The 13,875-nt window shown below is 71.6% G+C and carries 13 protein-coding genes; 5 read left to right on the forward strand and 8 right to left on the reverse strand.

Annotation, left to right across the window (positions count from 1 at the left end; translation table 11 throughout):
• Positions 1-238: 238 nt before the first annotated feature.
• The 7 genes from ACFWPS_RS22540 to ACFWPS_RS22570 all read right to left on the reverse strand — a co-directional run bounded on the left by ACFWPS_RS22540 (position 239) and on the right by ACFWPS_RS22570 (position 8,476).
• Positions 239-1,867 (reverse strand): dipeptide ABC transporter ATP-binding protein, encoded by a 1,629-nt coding sequence (locus tag ACFWPS_RS22540; protein WP_383707766.1) that lies wholly within the window; start codon positions 1,865-1,867, stop codon positions 239-241.
• A complete protein-coding gene (locus ACFWPS_RS22545; RefSeq protein WP_383707768.1) occupies positions 1,864-2,862 on the reverse strand; it encodes an ABC transporter permease in 999 nt (332 codons plus the stop codon). The genes ACFWPS_RS22540 and ACFWPS_RS22545 overlap by 4 nt, the downstream gene beginning before the upstream one ends.
• Positions 2,859-3,863, reverse strand: a complete 1,005-nt coding sequence (locus ACFWPS_RS22550; RefSeq protein WP_383707770.1) for an ABC transporter permease — start codon at positions 3,861-3,863, stop codon at positions 2,859-2,861. Before ACFWPS_RS22550 ends, ACFWPS_RS22545 begins: the two co-directional genes overlap by 4 nt.
• A gap of 4 nt (positions 3,864-3,867) precedes the next feature.
• A complete protein-coding gene (locus ACFWPS_RS22555) occupies positions 3,868-5,586 on the reverse strand; it encodes an ABC transporter substrate-binding protein (RefSeq protein ID WP_383707772.1) in 1,719 nt (572 codons plus the stop codon).
• Positions 5,587-5,752: 166 nt separating this feature from the next.
• Positions 5,753-5,845 (reverse strand): Ms4533A family Cys-rich leader peptide, encoded by a 93-nt coding sequence (locus ACFWPS_RS22560; RefSeq protein ID WP_351321593.1) that lies wholly within the window; start codon positions 5,843-5,845, stop codon positions 5,753-5,755.
• A 56-nt stretch (positions 5,846-5,901) separates the two neighbouring features.
• A complete protein-coding gene (locus ACFWPS_RS22565) occupies positions 5,902-7,449 on the reverse strand; it encodes a DUF3152 domain-containing protein (protein WP_383707774.1) in 1,548 nt (515 codons plus the stop codon).
• Between the two features lie 7 nt (positions 7,450-7,456).
• Entirely contained in the window at positions 7,457-8,476 is a 1,020-nt protein-coding gene (locus ACFWPS_RS22570; RefSeq protein WP_383707776.1) for an alpha/beta fold hydrolase, read from the reverse strand.
• Positions 8,477-8,709: 233 nt separating this feature from the next.
• On the opposite strand from ACFWPS_RS22570, the gene ACFWPS_RS22575 reads away from it, so the two are divergent.
• The 4 genes from ACFWPS_RS22575 to ACFWPS_RS22590 all read left to right on the forward strand — a co-directional run bounded on the left by ACFWPS_RS22575 (position 8,710) and on the right by ACFWPS_RS22590 (position 10,559).
• Positions 8,710-8,931 (forward strand): hypothetical protein, encoded by a 222-nt coding sequence (locus ACFWPS_RS22575; RefSeq protein WP_383707778.1) that lies wholly within the window; start codon positions 8,710-8,712, stop codon positions 8,929-8,931.
• Between the two features lie 169 nt (positions 8,932-9,100).
• Positions 9,101-9,745, forward strand: a complete 645-nt coding sequence (locus ACFWPS_RS22580; RefSeq protein ID WP_383707780.1) for a TetR/AcrR family transcriptional regulator — start codon at positions 9,101-9,103, stop codon at positions 9,743-9,745.
• 140 nt (positions 9,746-9,885) lie between these two features.
• Positions 9,886-10,113 (forward strand): DUF3107 domain-containing protein, encoded by a 228-nt coding sequence (locus ACFWPS_RS22585; RefSeq protein WP_046730492.1) that lies wholly within the window; start codon positions 9,886-9,888, stop codon positions 10,111-10,113.
• Positions 10,114-10,286: 173 nt separating this feature from the next.
• Entirely contained in the window at positions 10,287-10,559 is a 273-nt protein-coding gene (locus tag ACFWPS_RS22590) for a hypothetical protein (RefSeq protein ID WP_089098916.1), read from the forward strand.
• 154 nt (positions 10,560-10,713) lie between these two features.
• Here ACFWPS_RS22590 and ACFWPS_RS22595 read toward each other — a convergent pair whose 3' ends face one another.
• A complete protein-coding gene (locus ACFWPS_RS22595; RefSeq protein WP_351489714.1) occupies positions 10,714-11,460 on the reverse strand; it encodes a ferritin-like fold-containing protein in 747 nt (248 codons plus the stop codon).
• A 551-nt stretch (positions 11,461-12,011) separates the two neighbouring features.
• On the opposite strand from ACFWPS_RS22595, the gene ACFWPS_RS22600 reads away from it, so the two are divergent.
• Positions 12,012-13,875 (forward strand): DEAD/DEAH box helicase (locus tag ACFWPS_RS22600; RefSeq protein ID WP_383707782.1); only part of this gene is annotated, 1,864 nt, incomplete at its 3' end.

The following is a 13,875-nucleotide window of genomic DNA, read 5'->3' on the forward strand; positions in this document are numbered from 1 at the left end:
CTTTGCGCCGGTGCCCCCCCCCTACCTTCCCCCGGTTGGGGGCCCCCGGGTGGGTGGGGGGCGCGCCGGGGCACCAACTTAGGCGAACCCGGGGGGGGGGCTTTGGCGGTTGGACCACGCCCCCACCAAAAGGGGTGAACGGTCGTAACTTTCCCGTGCAGGTCGCGTTCGGTCGCGCTAAGCAGTCGAACGGCGGCGGAACGTCACACCCTGATCCGCGTCCAGATCTGCGGAAACGTCACGCCGACGCCAGTTCCCGGCGCGCCGCCCGCCGCCGGGCCGCGGCCTCCGGGTCCAGGGCGGGTACGGCGGCCAGGAGTTGCCTGGTGTACGGGTCCTGGGGGTTGTCGTAGACCTCGTCGGCGGGCCCGGTCTCGACGATCCGGCCGCGGCGCATGACCGCGACCCGGTCGCTGACCTGACGCACGACAGCGAGGTCGTGGGCGACGAAGACGAGCGCGAGCCCGAGTTCCCGCTGGAGTTCGCCGAGCAGGGCGACGACCTGGGCCTGGGTGGTGACGTCCAGCGCGGAAACCGGTTCGTCGCAGACGATCACGCGCGGGTCGGCCGCGAGCGCCCGCGCGATGCCCACGCGCTGGCGCTGGCCGCCGCTGAACTCGTGCGGATAGCGCTGGTAGTGCGCCCCTTCGAGCCCCACACGCTCCAGCAGTTCTGTCACGCGCTCCCGGATGCGCCCCTCGTCTCTCCCCCACTCTCGACTTCGCTCGAGCGGGGGGACCCCCATGCCCCGCGCGCGCAGCGGGTCGGCGATCGCCTCGCCGACGCTGCGCCGCGGGTTGAGGGAGGACACCGGGTCCTGGAAGACCATCTGGACGGCCGGGTGCACGCCCACGCGCGCGTGGCCGTCGTAACGGACCTCCCCCGCCGTCGGCTCCAGCAGCCCGACCAGCATTCGGCCGAGGGTGGTCTTGCCGCTGCCGCTCTCGCCGACGACACCGAGGGTCTCGCCCCGGTGCACGGTCAGCGACACGTCGTCCACCGCCGCCAACGCCCGCTTCCCGCGCCCGAACTCGCGGCGCAGGCCGGACGCCTCCAGGACGACCTCGTCGGAGGCCGCGGAGGGCGCGCGTACCGCGTCCACGCGCGGCACGGCGGAGAGCAGTTCCCGGGTGTACGGCTGCGCGGGCGCGCCGAGCACGCCGGCCACCGGCCCTTGTTCGACCACGCGCCCGTGCCGCATGACGAGCACCCGGTCGACGCTCTCGGCGGCGACGCCCACGTCGTGGGTGACGAGCAGCAGGCCCATGCCGGTCTCCTCGCGCAGCGCGTGCAGCAGGTCGAGGATCTGGGCCTGGACGGTCACGTCGAGGGCGGTGGTGGGCTCGTCGGCGATGAGGAGTTCGGGCTCGCAGGCGAGCGCCATGGCGATCAGCGCGCGCTGGCGCATGCCGCCGCTGAACTCGTGCGGGCGGGAACGGGAGCGCCGCCGGGCGTCCGGGATGCCGACCCGGTCCAGGACCTCCACGGCACGCGCGCGTGCGGCTCGTCGTGACGCGTGCGTGTGCACGCGGTAGACCTCGGCTATCTGGTCGCCGATCGCGTAGTACGGGTCGAGGGACGACAGCGGGTCCTGGAAGACCATCGCCGCCTTCGCGCCGCGCAGCCGCCGCAGTTCGCCGTCGGAGGCGGTCTGTACGTCGGTGCCGGCGACCTCGATCGAGCCGCCGACCCGTGCCCCGGTGCCGTGGTGCAGGCCCAGCAGTGCCGAGGCGACCGTGGACTTGCCGGAGCCGGACTCGCCGACCAGAGCGAGGGCGGCGCCGCGCTCCAGGGTGAACGACAGCCCGTCAACGGCCCGTAGGTCGCCGAACTCGACGGTCAGATCGGTGACTTGGACGAGACTCATGTCAGTACCACCCGTCGGTCGGCCACCGCGTACAGCACGTCCGCGACGGCGTTGGCGAGGACCACGAAGAAGCCGATCACCAGGACCATGCCGACGACGACGGGCAGGTCGACCACGCTGACGGCGTGGACGAGTTCCTGGCCGAGACCGGGCAGTCCGAACAGCGTCTCGGTGAGCACGGCGCCGCCGACGGCCGAGCCGAAGTTGTTGGCGTTCAGCGCGATGACCGGCGCGAGCGCCCCGCGCAGGGCGTGCCGGCCGACGATCGACCGCTCGCCGACGCCGTACGCGCGGAAGGTGCGGATGTGGTCCTCGGCCAGGGTCTCCAGCATCGACGCCCGGGTCATCCGGGCGAACGCGGCGGACTCGATGAGGGCGAGGGAGAGCCAGGGCAGCAGCAGGTTCCACGCCCACTGTTCGGGATCGTCGGTGAACTTCACGTACTGCGGGAAGGGCAGCAGTTGCAGTTCGCCGCAGACGACGATCATCAGGACCAGGCCGATGACGAAGACCGGCGTGGCCCAGCCCGCCAGCGTGAGGCCGGTCAGCACCCGCTCGGTGAGCCGGCCGCGCCGCCAGACGGAGAGCACGCCCGTGCCGACGCCCAGGACCAGCCACAGCACCATCGCGCCGAACACCAGCGAGAGGCTGACCGGAAGCCTGGTCAGGATGATGCTCAGGACCTGCTGGTCGGTCTGGTAGGAGAGGCCGAGGCAGGGCGCCGAGCAGTGCTCCACGGAGGTGCCGGTGGAGTAGTCCTGGCCGGCGACCAGGCCCTGCAGGAAGTGCCAGTAGCGCACGTACAGGGGGTCGTCGAGGTGCAGTTGCTGGGCCACCTGGTGCACCTGCTCCGGGGAGCAGCGCGGGCCGCAGGTGATCTGGGCGACGTTGCCCGGGGTGACGTAGAAGACGACGTAGACGATCACCGAGATGGCGAGCAGGGTCGCCAGGGTGCCGATGGTGCGGCGGAGCAGGAAGCCGCCGAAGCCGTTCACGCGGACTCCTCCTTCGCCGTCGCGGCCGCGCGCCTGCGGCCGGTGCCGACGCCGAGCCGGGAGGCGGCGCGCGGGTCCAGGGCGGTGCGGACCCCGTCGCCGAGGACGGTCAGCGCGAGCACCGTCACGAACAGCGCGCCGGCCGGCAGGAGCAGGTACTGCGGGGCCGCCTGGTACCAGACGTCGGCAGCGGTGAGCATCTGTCCCCAGGAGGGCGTCGGCGGCTTCACCCCGATGCCGAGGAAGGACAGGGCCGCCTCGGCGCTGATGTTGACCGGGATGAGGATCGAGGCGTACGTGATGACCGGCGCGGCCAGGCCGGGCAGTAGTTCGCGACGGGCGATGCGCCAGGCGCCCCAGCCGCTGAGCCGCGCGGCGGCGACGTAGTCGAGCCCCTTCAGGGTGAGCGTCTGGGCGCGCACGATCTTCGCGATGGTGCCCCAGGAGATGAACCCGATGACGAGGGTGACCAGGACGGGCCGGGGGAAGCTCTGCGGCACGATCGCGAGCAGTGCCAGCGACATGACCATCAGAGGCAGCGCGACGAAGATGTCCGTGATCCGGCTCAACAGTTGATCAATCCATCCGCCTCCGAGTGCGGCCGCCACACCGACGAGCAGTCCGAGGAAGACCTGGATCACGGTCGCCGAGAACGCGACGCCCAGGGAGACCCGCGCGCCGTACACCAGCCGCGCGAACAGATCACGCCCGGTCTGCGGCTCCACGCCCAGCCAGTGGTGGCCGGAGATGCCGCCGAGGGAGCCGGTCGGCACGCCGCCGCGCGCGGAGTCGATGAGCGACGGGTGGTAGGTGGTCGGGTCCTGGCCCTCCAGTGCGGTGAGCAGGGGTGCGGCGAGCGCGACCAGGACGAGCAGCGCGACGATGCCCGCCGCGACCGTGGCGGCCCGCTGCGTACGCAGCCGCCGCCAGAACCGGCGAGCCCCCGAGGCCCCCGAGGCGGACGCCTCGAGGGCCTGGGTGGCGACAAGTGCCTCGCTCACGGCGCTACTTCACCGCGACCTGGGAGATGTCCAGAACGCCGGTCCAGTCGCTGATCACGACGTTCTTGATGTCCTTGCCGACCAGCCGCTTGTAGACGGGGTGGAACAGCGGCACGGTCAGCGCCTGCGCGCCGATCTTCTTGTCCAGTGCACCCCACCGCTGGGCGGCCGCGTCGAGATCGGTCAACTTGTTGATCGCGTCAATCTCGGCATTGACCGAAGCATCGTTGAGCTGGGAGGCGTTGAAGTTCGCGCCGTCCTTGACGATCTGCCGGCCGTCGAAGATCGGGGCGAGGAAGGGACCGCCGGAGGGCCAGTCGGCACCCCACGCGGCGAGGAAGAAGCCCGGCTCGGTCTTCACGCTGTGGACCGTGTCGGAGTAGTTGTTGTCCTCCAGGCCCTGGAGCTTGACCGTGATGCCGGCCTTCTTGAGGGCGTCCTGGATCGCGGTCGCGATCTCGGGGCTCGTCTTGAAGTTCTGGGCGTTGTCGTGGGTCAGCGTGACCGTGAGCCCGTTCGGGTAACCGGCCTCCTTCAGCAGCTCCTTGGCCTTGGCCGAGTTGCCGGTGTCACCCGCCGGGAACAGGTCGTACGGCGTGTAGCCGAAGGACTTCTGGTTCGGCAGGAAGGTGGTCGCGGCCTCGGCGAGGGCGCTGCCGCCCGCCGCGTTGATCACGGACGACCGGTCGACGGCGTACGAGATCGCCTGGCGCACCTTGGGGTTGTCGAACGGCTTGACCTTCGGGTTGAACGCTATGTAGTTCGTGTAGCCGAAGTGCCCGGTGCCGACGCGGGAGGCGAGTTCCTTGTCACCGGTCACCTTGGCGAGCTCGGCGGGCCCGAGGTTGGTGTCCGTGGTGACCGCGGCCGCGTCCGTCCCCTGGGACGCCGACAGCCGCTGGTTGATCACGGACGAGTCGAGCCCGGACTGCACGTCGATCTTGTCCGGGTACGCCTTGCGCTGGTCGTCGACGGCCGCGGACCAGTACTTGTTCCGCTCCAGGACCAGGTGTTCACCGTCGTTCTCGTTCTTCACGACCTTGTAGGGGCCGGACGAGACCGGGTGCTCCTCGTACTTGGTGCCGGTGTCCTTGGCCTGCGGGACCGGCGTGAACTGGGTCTGCGTGGCCAGGAAGGGGAACTCGCCCTCGGGCTTGTCGAGATGGAAGACGATGGTGCGGTCGTCCGGCGTCTCGATCGCCGACAGCCCCTTCTTGTCCTTGTACGGCCCCTGGTAGTCGGCGGCGCCGACCAGCCAGTCCCGCAGGTAGGGCGCGCCGCCGGAGAGCTCGGGGGCGAAAGACCGCTCGATGCCGTACTTGATGTCGGCAGACGTGATCGCCGTGCCGTCCTCGTACTTGAGGCCCTTCTTCAGGGTGTACGTCCACACGGTCGCGTTCTCGCTGGGGCGCCCGGTGTCGGTGGCCAGGTCGGGGACGACCTTGGTGCCGGCGGCGCCGTCCGCGCGGTTGCGGGTGGTGAGCGTACGGAAGACCAGGGAGGGCACGTTGCCGCCGCCGGAGGTGTACAGGCGGGCCGGGTCGAAGTCCGACTGGGGGTCGGAGTTCAGGACGGTGAGGGTGCCGCCCTTGTGCGGCGTGGAGTCGCCACTGGAGCCGTTGGCATCGTTGTCCTTCGGCCCGCAGGCGGCGGCGCCCGCTGCCACGACCAGGGCAAGCGAAACGTACGCCGCGCGGGCGCTGTTTACGGACGGGTGACGCATCGGAATGACGACCTCTCGGAAGGCAAGTCTCGATGGGCGAGACAGATTGACGAGGAGTGAGACGAAAGTGAACAGACGTCTGCCTGGGCGTCAGGTCGTCGAAAGAGCCGTGACCCAGGTCACGGCAACAGAAGGAGATCGCGACGCGAACGCCCGAGGGCGGGCGTCAGCGACAGTGAATGTCGGCTACGCAGAGCGCGGTCACGCCGATGAGCGCCAGCTCGATGGCGGCGCGCGCGGAGGCGTGAAGGGACGACATGCCCAGAAATATGTACGAACTTTCTGCGCATGTCAATGTGATGTATGAGCCACCTGTCAACTCTTGGGGTAAGGCCAAGGGTTGGGCAGACAGTGGATTCCGTCGTGGTCGAGGAACTTGGTCTGCTGCTGCATGACCGGCGCCAGCTCGCCGTCCTTTTCGCAGGTCACATGGCCGTAGCCGAGCCGGTGGCCGACCTCGTGGTTGATCAGCATCTGCCGGTAGGCGTGGATCTTGTCGCCGTACGTCTTGCTGCCCTGGGCCCACCGGTACGCGTTGATCATGACGCGTTCCGTGGACGCCGAGTCGCAGGACACGTTGTCCTCGGTCGTGTCGAGGCCGGACTTGGCGCACCACTTGGCGGTGGTGCCGGGGCTGGCGAGCGTGATCACGAAGTCGGGCTTGCCGGAGGAGACGCGCTCGAAGGTACGCGCGCCGTCGTGGGCCCAGCTGCGGTCGTCGTTGAGCGTCTTCTGCACGGCCTCGGCGAACAGTTTCCCGTCCAGCCCCAGCCCCTGCTCCACGTCGACGCGGTAGGTGTACTTCCGCCCCTTGCCCGGCGCCTTCGCGCTCCCGGGCACGGTGGTGAACTTCCCGGACCCGGCCAGCTTGGCGCTGAGCGGGTACTTCTCGCCCATCGCCTGCTCGTACGACAGCGTCACCACGCCCGGCGAGGCGGACACGGAGGCGGACGGCGTCGTACGGCCGTTTCCGCGCGAGGCGGCGCCGTCGGTGGCCCGTGTCCCGCCCGCGGCCGACTGCGACCGTACGGCACCGCCGTCGCGGCCGTCGACGACCTGCCCGGCGACGATCACCGCGAGCACGGTGGTGACGGCGGCGGCCGCGATCCCGGTGAAGGTCCGTCCCTTGCCGCCCTTGGGCTCGGCGGCAGGTTCACCGGTGGGCGGCGCGTCGTCGTCATCGCCGTCGTCCGTCCCGGAAGGGAGCGGGGACGGAAGCGGGGACGCGTTCGGGTCGGAGAAGGGCGGATACGTTTCCGCACGCTGGGCGCCGATGTCGGGGCGGGGCGCGAAGACGTCGACGTCCTCGTCGAAGGCATCGACGTAGTCCTGCCGGGGCCCACCGGGCCCGCTCCGCCGCTGCCGCGGTATCGACACACCGGCGGCACCAGCAGCACCGGCGGCCCCGGCGACTCCGGCCCGCCCGCCCAACTCGCCCCAGCCACCGCCCGCTTCACGCTGCGGGGGGTGACCACCACGGGCGCGGGGGACGCCGCGAGCCGGGGTCCCGTCCGGGAGGCGGGGAACGCCGTGGGCCGGGGTCCCGTCCGGGAAACGCGGCACACCATGGGCCGGCGTACCGTCCGAGTAGCGAGGCACCCCACGGGCCGGCGTACCGTCCGCGAACCGCGGCACGCTTCGCGCGGGCGTGCCATCCGGCATGCGCGGCACGCCCTGGGCAGGCGTACCGTCCGCGGACCGGGGCGATCCGCCCGCGGGTGTCCCCTCGGCCGGACGCGGCACCGTGGCGCCCGCGGGCCCGCGCTCCCCGTCTCCCGGGCCCTGCTTTCGAGCCGCACGCACGTCCGCTATGTCCGCATCGTCACCTTTGGGTGCCGGGCCGCGGCGGCTGTGGCGTCCCACTCGCCCCTCAGCTCCCCGCGCCCGGCGCGACCGGGCGGCCGCCGACGGTCCCGGCAGCCGATCCATCGGCCAACCCGCCGACGGACTCGAGGAGTTCACGGAACGCCCCGGCCACCGCCTCCGGGTACTCCATCATCGCCACATGCCCGGCGTCCGGCATCGACAGCAGCCGGGAGTGGCGGAAGCTGCGCGCGGCCTTCTGGGCCATGCGGTAGCCCACGAGCTGATCACGGCCGCCGTAGATCAGCAGGGTCGGGGCGAGGACGCGCTCGGCCTGGCGCCAGAGCCCGTGCTGCCCGCCCAGCGTGTAGGCGTTGACGATCCCGCGTGCGGACCGCGCCATCGCGTCCCAGAAGTACGGCAGCCGCAGCCGCCGTTCCAGCTCCGCCACCGCATGCTCGAACGCCTCGGGCGTCACCCGGCCGGGATCGCCGTAGCAGAGGGCCAGGACGCCCCGTACCCGCTGTTCGGCGGTCCACTTGCCGGTGGTGCGGGTGAGGAGCCCGGCGACGCCGGGGAGGCCGAGGATGACCGTCGGCACGGCCGTGCGCTGGACGCGCAGCTCGGGCAGGGCCGGCGAGACGAGGGTGAGGGTGCGGACGAGGTCCGGGCGGACGGCGGCGACGCGGGTGGCGACCGCACCACCGAGGGAGTTGCCGAAGAGGTGGACGGGGCCGCGGCCGGCCGCGTCGAGATAGCGGATGACCGCGCGGGCGTGCCCGGTGACGGAGTAGTCCCCGTCGTCCGGCGGCGGCGAGTCGCCGAAGCCCGGCAGATCGACCGCCTCGCCGTCCACGACGCCCTCGAGCCGCTCCATCAGCTCCGACCAGTTCTGCGAGGAGCCGCCGAGCCCGTGGATGAACAGCGCGGGCGGCAGGCTCGCGCGCGCGGGCGGCCGCGAACGGACCGAGAGGGTGACGCCGGGCAGTCCCACCGAGCGCAGCCGCTCGCCCTCCGCGACTCTGACTGCGGCCGCCCCGGAGAGCACGCTGGTGGGCGGCACGGAGGGCAGCTCGGTCGAAGACATGGGCCAATGTTACGAGACGATCACACAGTGATTCATGTGTTCGCCGTCACAGGACCTGCCGGGCGAGCCGTGTACGAGCCGCGCGCCGGCCGGGGCGAAGGGGCACCGGCCGTCCGGAGCGAACGGCCCCGGGTGGCATAGCGCCCGCATCCGGTGTCTCCTACGCTCGTACACAGGGCACCCGTTTGTGGCCCCCTGCTTCCGCAGGGATGTTCGAAGGAAGGGAGCCCACCATGGCCCATGACCCCACCGACCCCGACGTGCTCGACGATCTGGAGGCGGAGGACGCCCCGGAGATCGGTGTCGAGGCTCCCGAGGGCGACGCAGCCGAGCAGCACACGGACGTCACACCGTCCCACGACGACCCGCTCACCGGTGACCCGGGCCGCGCGAACGAGGCCGATCTGATCGAACAGGCACGTGTGGTCTCCCTCGACGAGGACGACTACCGCTGACCGGAACCGGCCTCCGGCGGGCCCACCTGGCCTGTCGCATTTCCCGGTGCGGCTTTCGCCGTCGTCCGGTACGTGAAATTCTGCGCTCGCACCGCGCACAGCACGGTTACCGAAAAGTACGATGGCCGCGCGGAGCGATCCGCATGTGGACGACTTTGGGAGGCGCGGCGTGACAGCCATCGAGCAGACAGAGGCGGCACGCCCGCGGGGCACTCGCCTGCCGCGCCGTGCCCGACGGAACCAGTTGCTGGGCGCCGCCCAGGAGGTCTTCGTCGCACAGGGGTACCACGCGGCCGCGATGGACGACATCGCCGAGCGTGCCGGCGTCAGCAAGCCGGTCCTCTACCAGCACTTCCCGGGCAAGCTCGACCTCTACCTGGCCCTGCTGGACCAGCACTGCGAAGCGCTGATCCAGGCGGTGCGCGGCGCGCTCGCGTCGACGACCGACAACAAGCAGCGGGTCCGGGCGACCATGGACGCCTACTTCGCGTACGTCGAGGACGACGGCGGGGCCTTCCGCCTGGTCTTCGAGTCCGACCTGACGAACGAGCCCGCGGTGCGCGAGCGCGTCGACAAGGTCACCACCCAGTGCGCCGAGGCGATCTGCGAGGTCATCGCCGAGGACACCGGCCTGCCGAGCGCCGAGTCGATGCTGCTGGCCTCGGGCCTCGGCGGCCTCGCCCAGGTGGTGGCGCGGTCCTGGCTGCACAGCGACCGCAGCGTCCCGCGCGACCAGGCGGTACAGCTGCTGACCTCGCTGGCGTGGCGGGGCATCGCCGGCTTCCCGCTGCACGGGCTCGACGCCCACCACTGACAGGACCCGCGCGGCATTCCCGTTCGCTGTTCGCTCCTGGCGTGCACGCCCGCAGCGTGTACGTCCCCTCACCGGGCTAATGTGTGCAGCGTACGGCGCGGAAGGTCGCGCACTTCACTGACCGTCGGAGGGACATAGCCGTGGAGGTCAAGATCGGCGTGCAGCACGCGCCCCGCGAGATCGTGCTGGAGAGCGGTCTGAACGCCGAGGAGGTCGAGCGCCTCGTCGCCGATGCGCTGGCCGGCAAGTCGCAGGTGCTGTCCCTGGAGGACGAGCGCGGCCGCAAGGTCCTGGTCCCGACGGACCGGCTGGCGTACATCGAGCTCGGTGAGCCGACCGTGCGCAAGGTCGGCTTCAGCGCGGTCTGACCACAGCAGCGCGGAGGGGCCGGGTGGACGTGTGTCCACCCGGCCCCTTCGCGTGCCGGCCCTCCACATCCGGCCCACAAGTCGTCCACAGGGGAGGATTGCATTCCGCAGGTCACGGGTATGACGGGCTACGACCGTGAAGCACCGGCCGGCCGTGGGAGGGACCCCTCGTGATGCTCCTGGAAGTCCTAGGATCCGCCCTGCTCGGCCTGGCCTTGTCGTGGGCCGCGACCAGCCGCCTGTCCCACCGGCTCCCGGCCCGCCCCCTGGTGTTCTCCACGGGTGTCGCGGGAGCCCTCTTCGGCGACTTCGTCACCCACAGCGCTCTCGGCCCCGGCGCGGTCCTGGTCACTCTCCTGGGCGCGGCGATCGTCTCGGCGGCATCCCTCTCGCTGCTGCTCCGCCCGGCGGGCCGCCGCCTGCGCCGACGATCGATCCCGGCGTAGCCCGTCGAGCACGCCGCACTCCTCGAACGCCCCGAACCGAGGCGCGCCCCAAAGGGGCGCGGGGCTGTGTCGATGTGCGGCTCCGCCGCGTGGGCGCGACCAGCCCCCACCGGCCTCAGGCCGCGCAACCCCCGGAACCACCCCCCTCAGAGCGCTACGCCGCCAACCCCAGCGCAGCCATCCGCTTGGTGTGCGCCTCCGTGATCCGCGAGAACATCCGCCCCACCTCGGCGAGATCGAACCCGTCGGCCACGCCCCCGACCAACATGGTCGACAGCGCGTCCCGGTCGGCCACCACCCGCTGCGACTGCGACAGCGCCTCGCCCATCAACCGCCGTGCCCACAAGGCCAGTCGGCCGCCCACCCGGGGGTCGGCGTCGATGGCCGCCCGGACCTTCTCCACCGCGAACCCGGCATGCCCGGTGTCGTCGAGAACGGCCAGCACCAGCTCGCGTGTGTCGGAGTCGAGGCGGGCCGCGACCTCCCGGTAGAAGTCACTGGCGATCGAGTCGCCGACGTACGCCTTGACCAGGCCCTCCAGCCAGTCCGAAGGCGCCGTCTGCCGGTGGAAGCCGTCCAGGGCCGCGACGAACGGCTCCATCGCCTGCGTCGCGTCCTCGCCGATCTCCGTCAGCCGGTCGCGCAGCCGCTCGAAGTGGTGGAACTCGGCCGACGCCATCTTCGCCAGCTCGGCCTTGTCCACCAGCGAGGGCGCCAGCTTGGCGTCCTCGGCGAGCCGCTCGAACGCCGCGAGCTCGCCGTACGCGAGCGCACCGAGCAGGTCCACGACCGCGGCACGGTAGTGCGGGTCGGCAGCCGCCTGCGCCCAGTCCTGGGCGGCGACACCGGTCGGTTCGGCGGAGGCGGTCTCAGGCTTGTCAGAGCTCGTCATGAAGCGCACAATAGCCCGCCCGCCGCGCCGGGGAAGCCCTGGGAACCGCCGGGGAGGTCCGGGAAGGCCGAGGGAAGTCTCCGCGAAGCCCCTGGTCAACCACTGTGACTACCACGACGTGACCAAATCGGCCATCACATGTGCACGATTCCGGGGTATGGTGGTAATGCGCCTGCTGGTACGCCGTCGAATTCCGACGTACCTCGACAGGCCGCACGTATGAGGATGCCCGGTCGGTGGCCCGATCGGCTCCGACCCGACAGCCCTCCCGGTTCGTACGGCACTGTGCGTACGACGACCGGAGGGACACACCCTCAGCGGTACGAGCGCTAGAGCGTCGGCAGAGGTCCCGTGCACTACGGCGTGCCCCCAACGGCCCGCACGTAAGGCAGCCGACGTCCCCCGGCACGGTCCGTCAAAGACCCCCGCGCTCGCCTCGCGCCGCGACACACAGAAGAGGCAGCACCCTGACTACGACGTTTCGTGAACTCGGAATCCTTCCCGAGACCGCCGAGGCCCTGGAAGCCGTCGGCATCATCAACCCCTTCCCCATCCAGGAGATGACGCTCCCGGTCGCCCTGTCCGGCACCGACGTCATCGGCCAGGCCAAGACCGGCACCGGCAAGACCCTCGGCTTCGGTCTGCCGCTCCTGGAGCGCGTCACCGTCCCCGCCGATGTCGAGGCCGGCCGCGCCGCCCCCGAGGCCCTCACCGAGGCCCCCCAGGCGCTCGTCGTCGTCCCCACGCGCGAGCTCTGCACCCAGGTCACCAACGACCTGCTGACGGCCGGCAAGGTCCGTAACGTACGCGTTCTCGCCATCTACGGCGGTCGCGCCTACGAGCCGCAGGTCGAGGCCCTGAAGAAGGGCGTCGACGTGGTCGTCGGCACCCCGGGCCGGCTGCTCGACCTCGCGGGCCAGAAAAAGCTCAACCTCAAGCACATCAAGTCACTCGTCCTCGACGAGGCCGACGAGATGCTCGACCTGGGCTTCCTGCCCGACGTCGAGAAGATCATCGCCATGCTCCCGGCCAAGCGCCAGACCATGCTGTTCTCGGCCACCATGCCGGGCGCGGTCATCGGCCTCGCGCGCCGGTACATGAGCCAGCCCACCCACATCCGCGCCACCGCGCCGGACGACGAGGGCGCGACCGTCGCGAACATCGCGCAGTTCGTCTACCGCGCGCACTCCATGGACAAGCCCGAGATGATCGCGCGCATACTGCAGGCCGAGGGCCGCGGACTCGCGATGATCTTCTGCCGTACCAAGCGCACCGCCGCCGACATCGCCGACCAACTCCAGCACCGCGGCTTCGCCTCCGGCGCCGTCCACGGCGACCTGGGCCAGGGCGCCCGCGAGCAGGCGCTGCGTGCCTTCCGCAACGGCAAGGTGGACGTCCTCGTCTGCACCGACGTCGCCGCGCGCGGCATCGACGTCGAGGGCGTCACCCACGTCATCAACTACCAGTCCCCCGAGGACGAGAAGACGTACCTGCACCGGGTCGGCCGCACCGGCCGCGCAGGCGCTTCGGGTACGGCGATCACCTTCGTCGACTGGGACGACATCCCACGCTGGCAGCTCATCAACAAGGCGCTGGACCTGAAGTTCCCCGACCCGGTGGAGACGTACTCGACCTCCCCGCACTTCTTCGAAGAGCTCAAGATCCCCGCGGGCACCAAGGGTGTCCTGCCGCGCTCGGAGCGCACCCGCGCCGGGCTGGGGGCGGAGGAGGTGGAGGACCTGGGCGAGACCGGTGGCCGCGGTGGCCGCGGTCGCGGTGGCCGAGGCGGTCGCCCGGAGCCCCGCGCCGAGGCCCGTTCCGAGGAGCGCGAGCGTCCGGCCCGCACCCCGCGCCGCCGCCGTCGCACGCGTGGCGGTACGACCCTGGACCAGGCATCCGGTACGACGTCGACGGCACCGGCCGCCGAGTCCGCGGCGCCCGTCTCCGCCGACGACGCCGTGGCGGCGTCGGAGCCGACGGTCGGCCGGACCCCGCGCCGCCGTCGCCGTACGCGCAACGGGGCGTCCCAGGAACCGGTGGCGGCCGCCGCCCCGGTGACCGTGACGCCGGAGACCGTCGTCGAGACGGTCGAGGCCGTGGTCGAACCGGCCGCGCCGGAACAGCCGCGCCGCCGTCGCACCCGCAGGTCCGCGGAGACCGCGGCGGTCGCGGAGGCGACGACGCCGGTGACCGAGGCGCCGGAGACCGAGGCGCCGGAGACCGAGGAGGCGCCGGCAGCCCCCGTTCGCCGCCGTACCCGCAAGACGGCCGAGGCTCCGGAGGCAGCCGCCCCCGCGGCGGCCGTCGAGGCGGTCGAAGCCGTGGCCGAGCCGAAGCCGCGCCGCACCCGGAAGACGGCCGCCGCCGCCGAGGCAGCGGTGGACACCGCCGAAGCCGTCGAGGCGAAGCCCCGCCGCACCCGCA

The organism is Streptomyces sp. NPDC058457 (assembly GCF_042720695.1).
Taxonomy (GTDB): Bacteria; Actinomycetota; Actinomycetes; order Streptomycetales; family Streptomycetaceae; genus Streptomyces.

What these genes read in the sequence shown, in the direction of transcription:
- ACFWPS_RS22540 (WP_383707766.1), bottom strand. Translation starts at nt 1,867, where the DNA reads ATGAGTCTCGTCCAAGTCACCGATCTGACCGTCGAGTTCGGCGACCTA.
- ACFWPS_RS22555 (WP_383707772.1), bottom strand. Translation starts at nt 5,586, where the DNA reads ATGCGTCACCCGTCCGTAAACAGCGCCCGCGCGGCGTACGTTTCGCTT.
- ACFWPS_RS22560 (WP_351321593.1), bottom strand. Translation starts at nt 5,845, where the DNA reads ATGTCGTCCCTTCACGCCTCCGCGCGCGCCGCCATCGAGCTGGCGCTC.
- ACFWPS_RS22570 (WP_383707776.1), bottom strand. Translation starts at nt 8,476, where the DNA reads ATGTCTTCGACCGAGCTGCCCTCCGTGCCGCCCACCAGCGTGCTCTCC.
- ACFWPS_RS22575 (WP_383707778.1), top strand. Translation starts at nt 8,710, where the DNA reads ATGGCCCATGACCCCACCGACCCCGACGTGCTCGACGATCTGGAGGCG.
- ACFWPS_RS22590 (WP_089098916.1), top strand. Translation starts at nt 10,287, where the DNA reads ATGCTCCTGGAAGTCCTAGGATCCGCCCTGCTCGGCCTGGCCTTGTCG.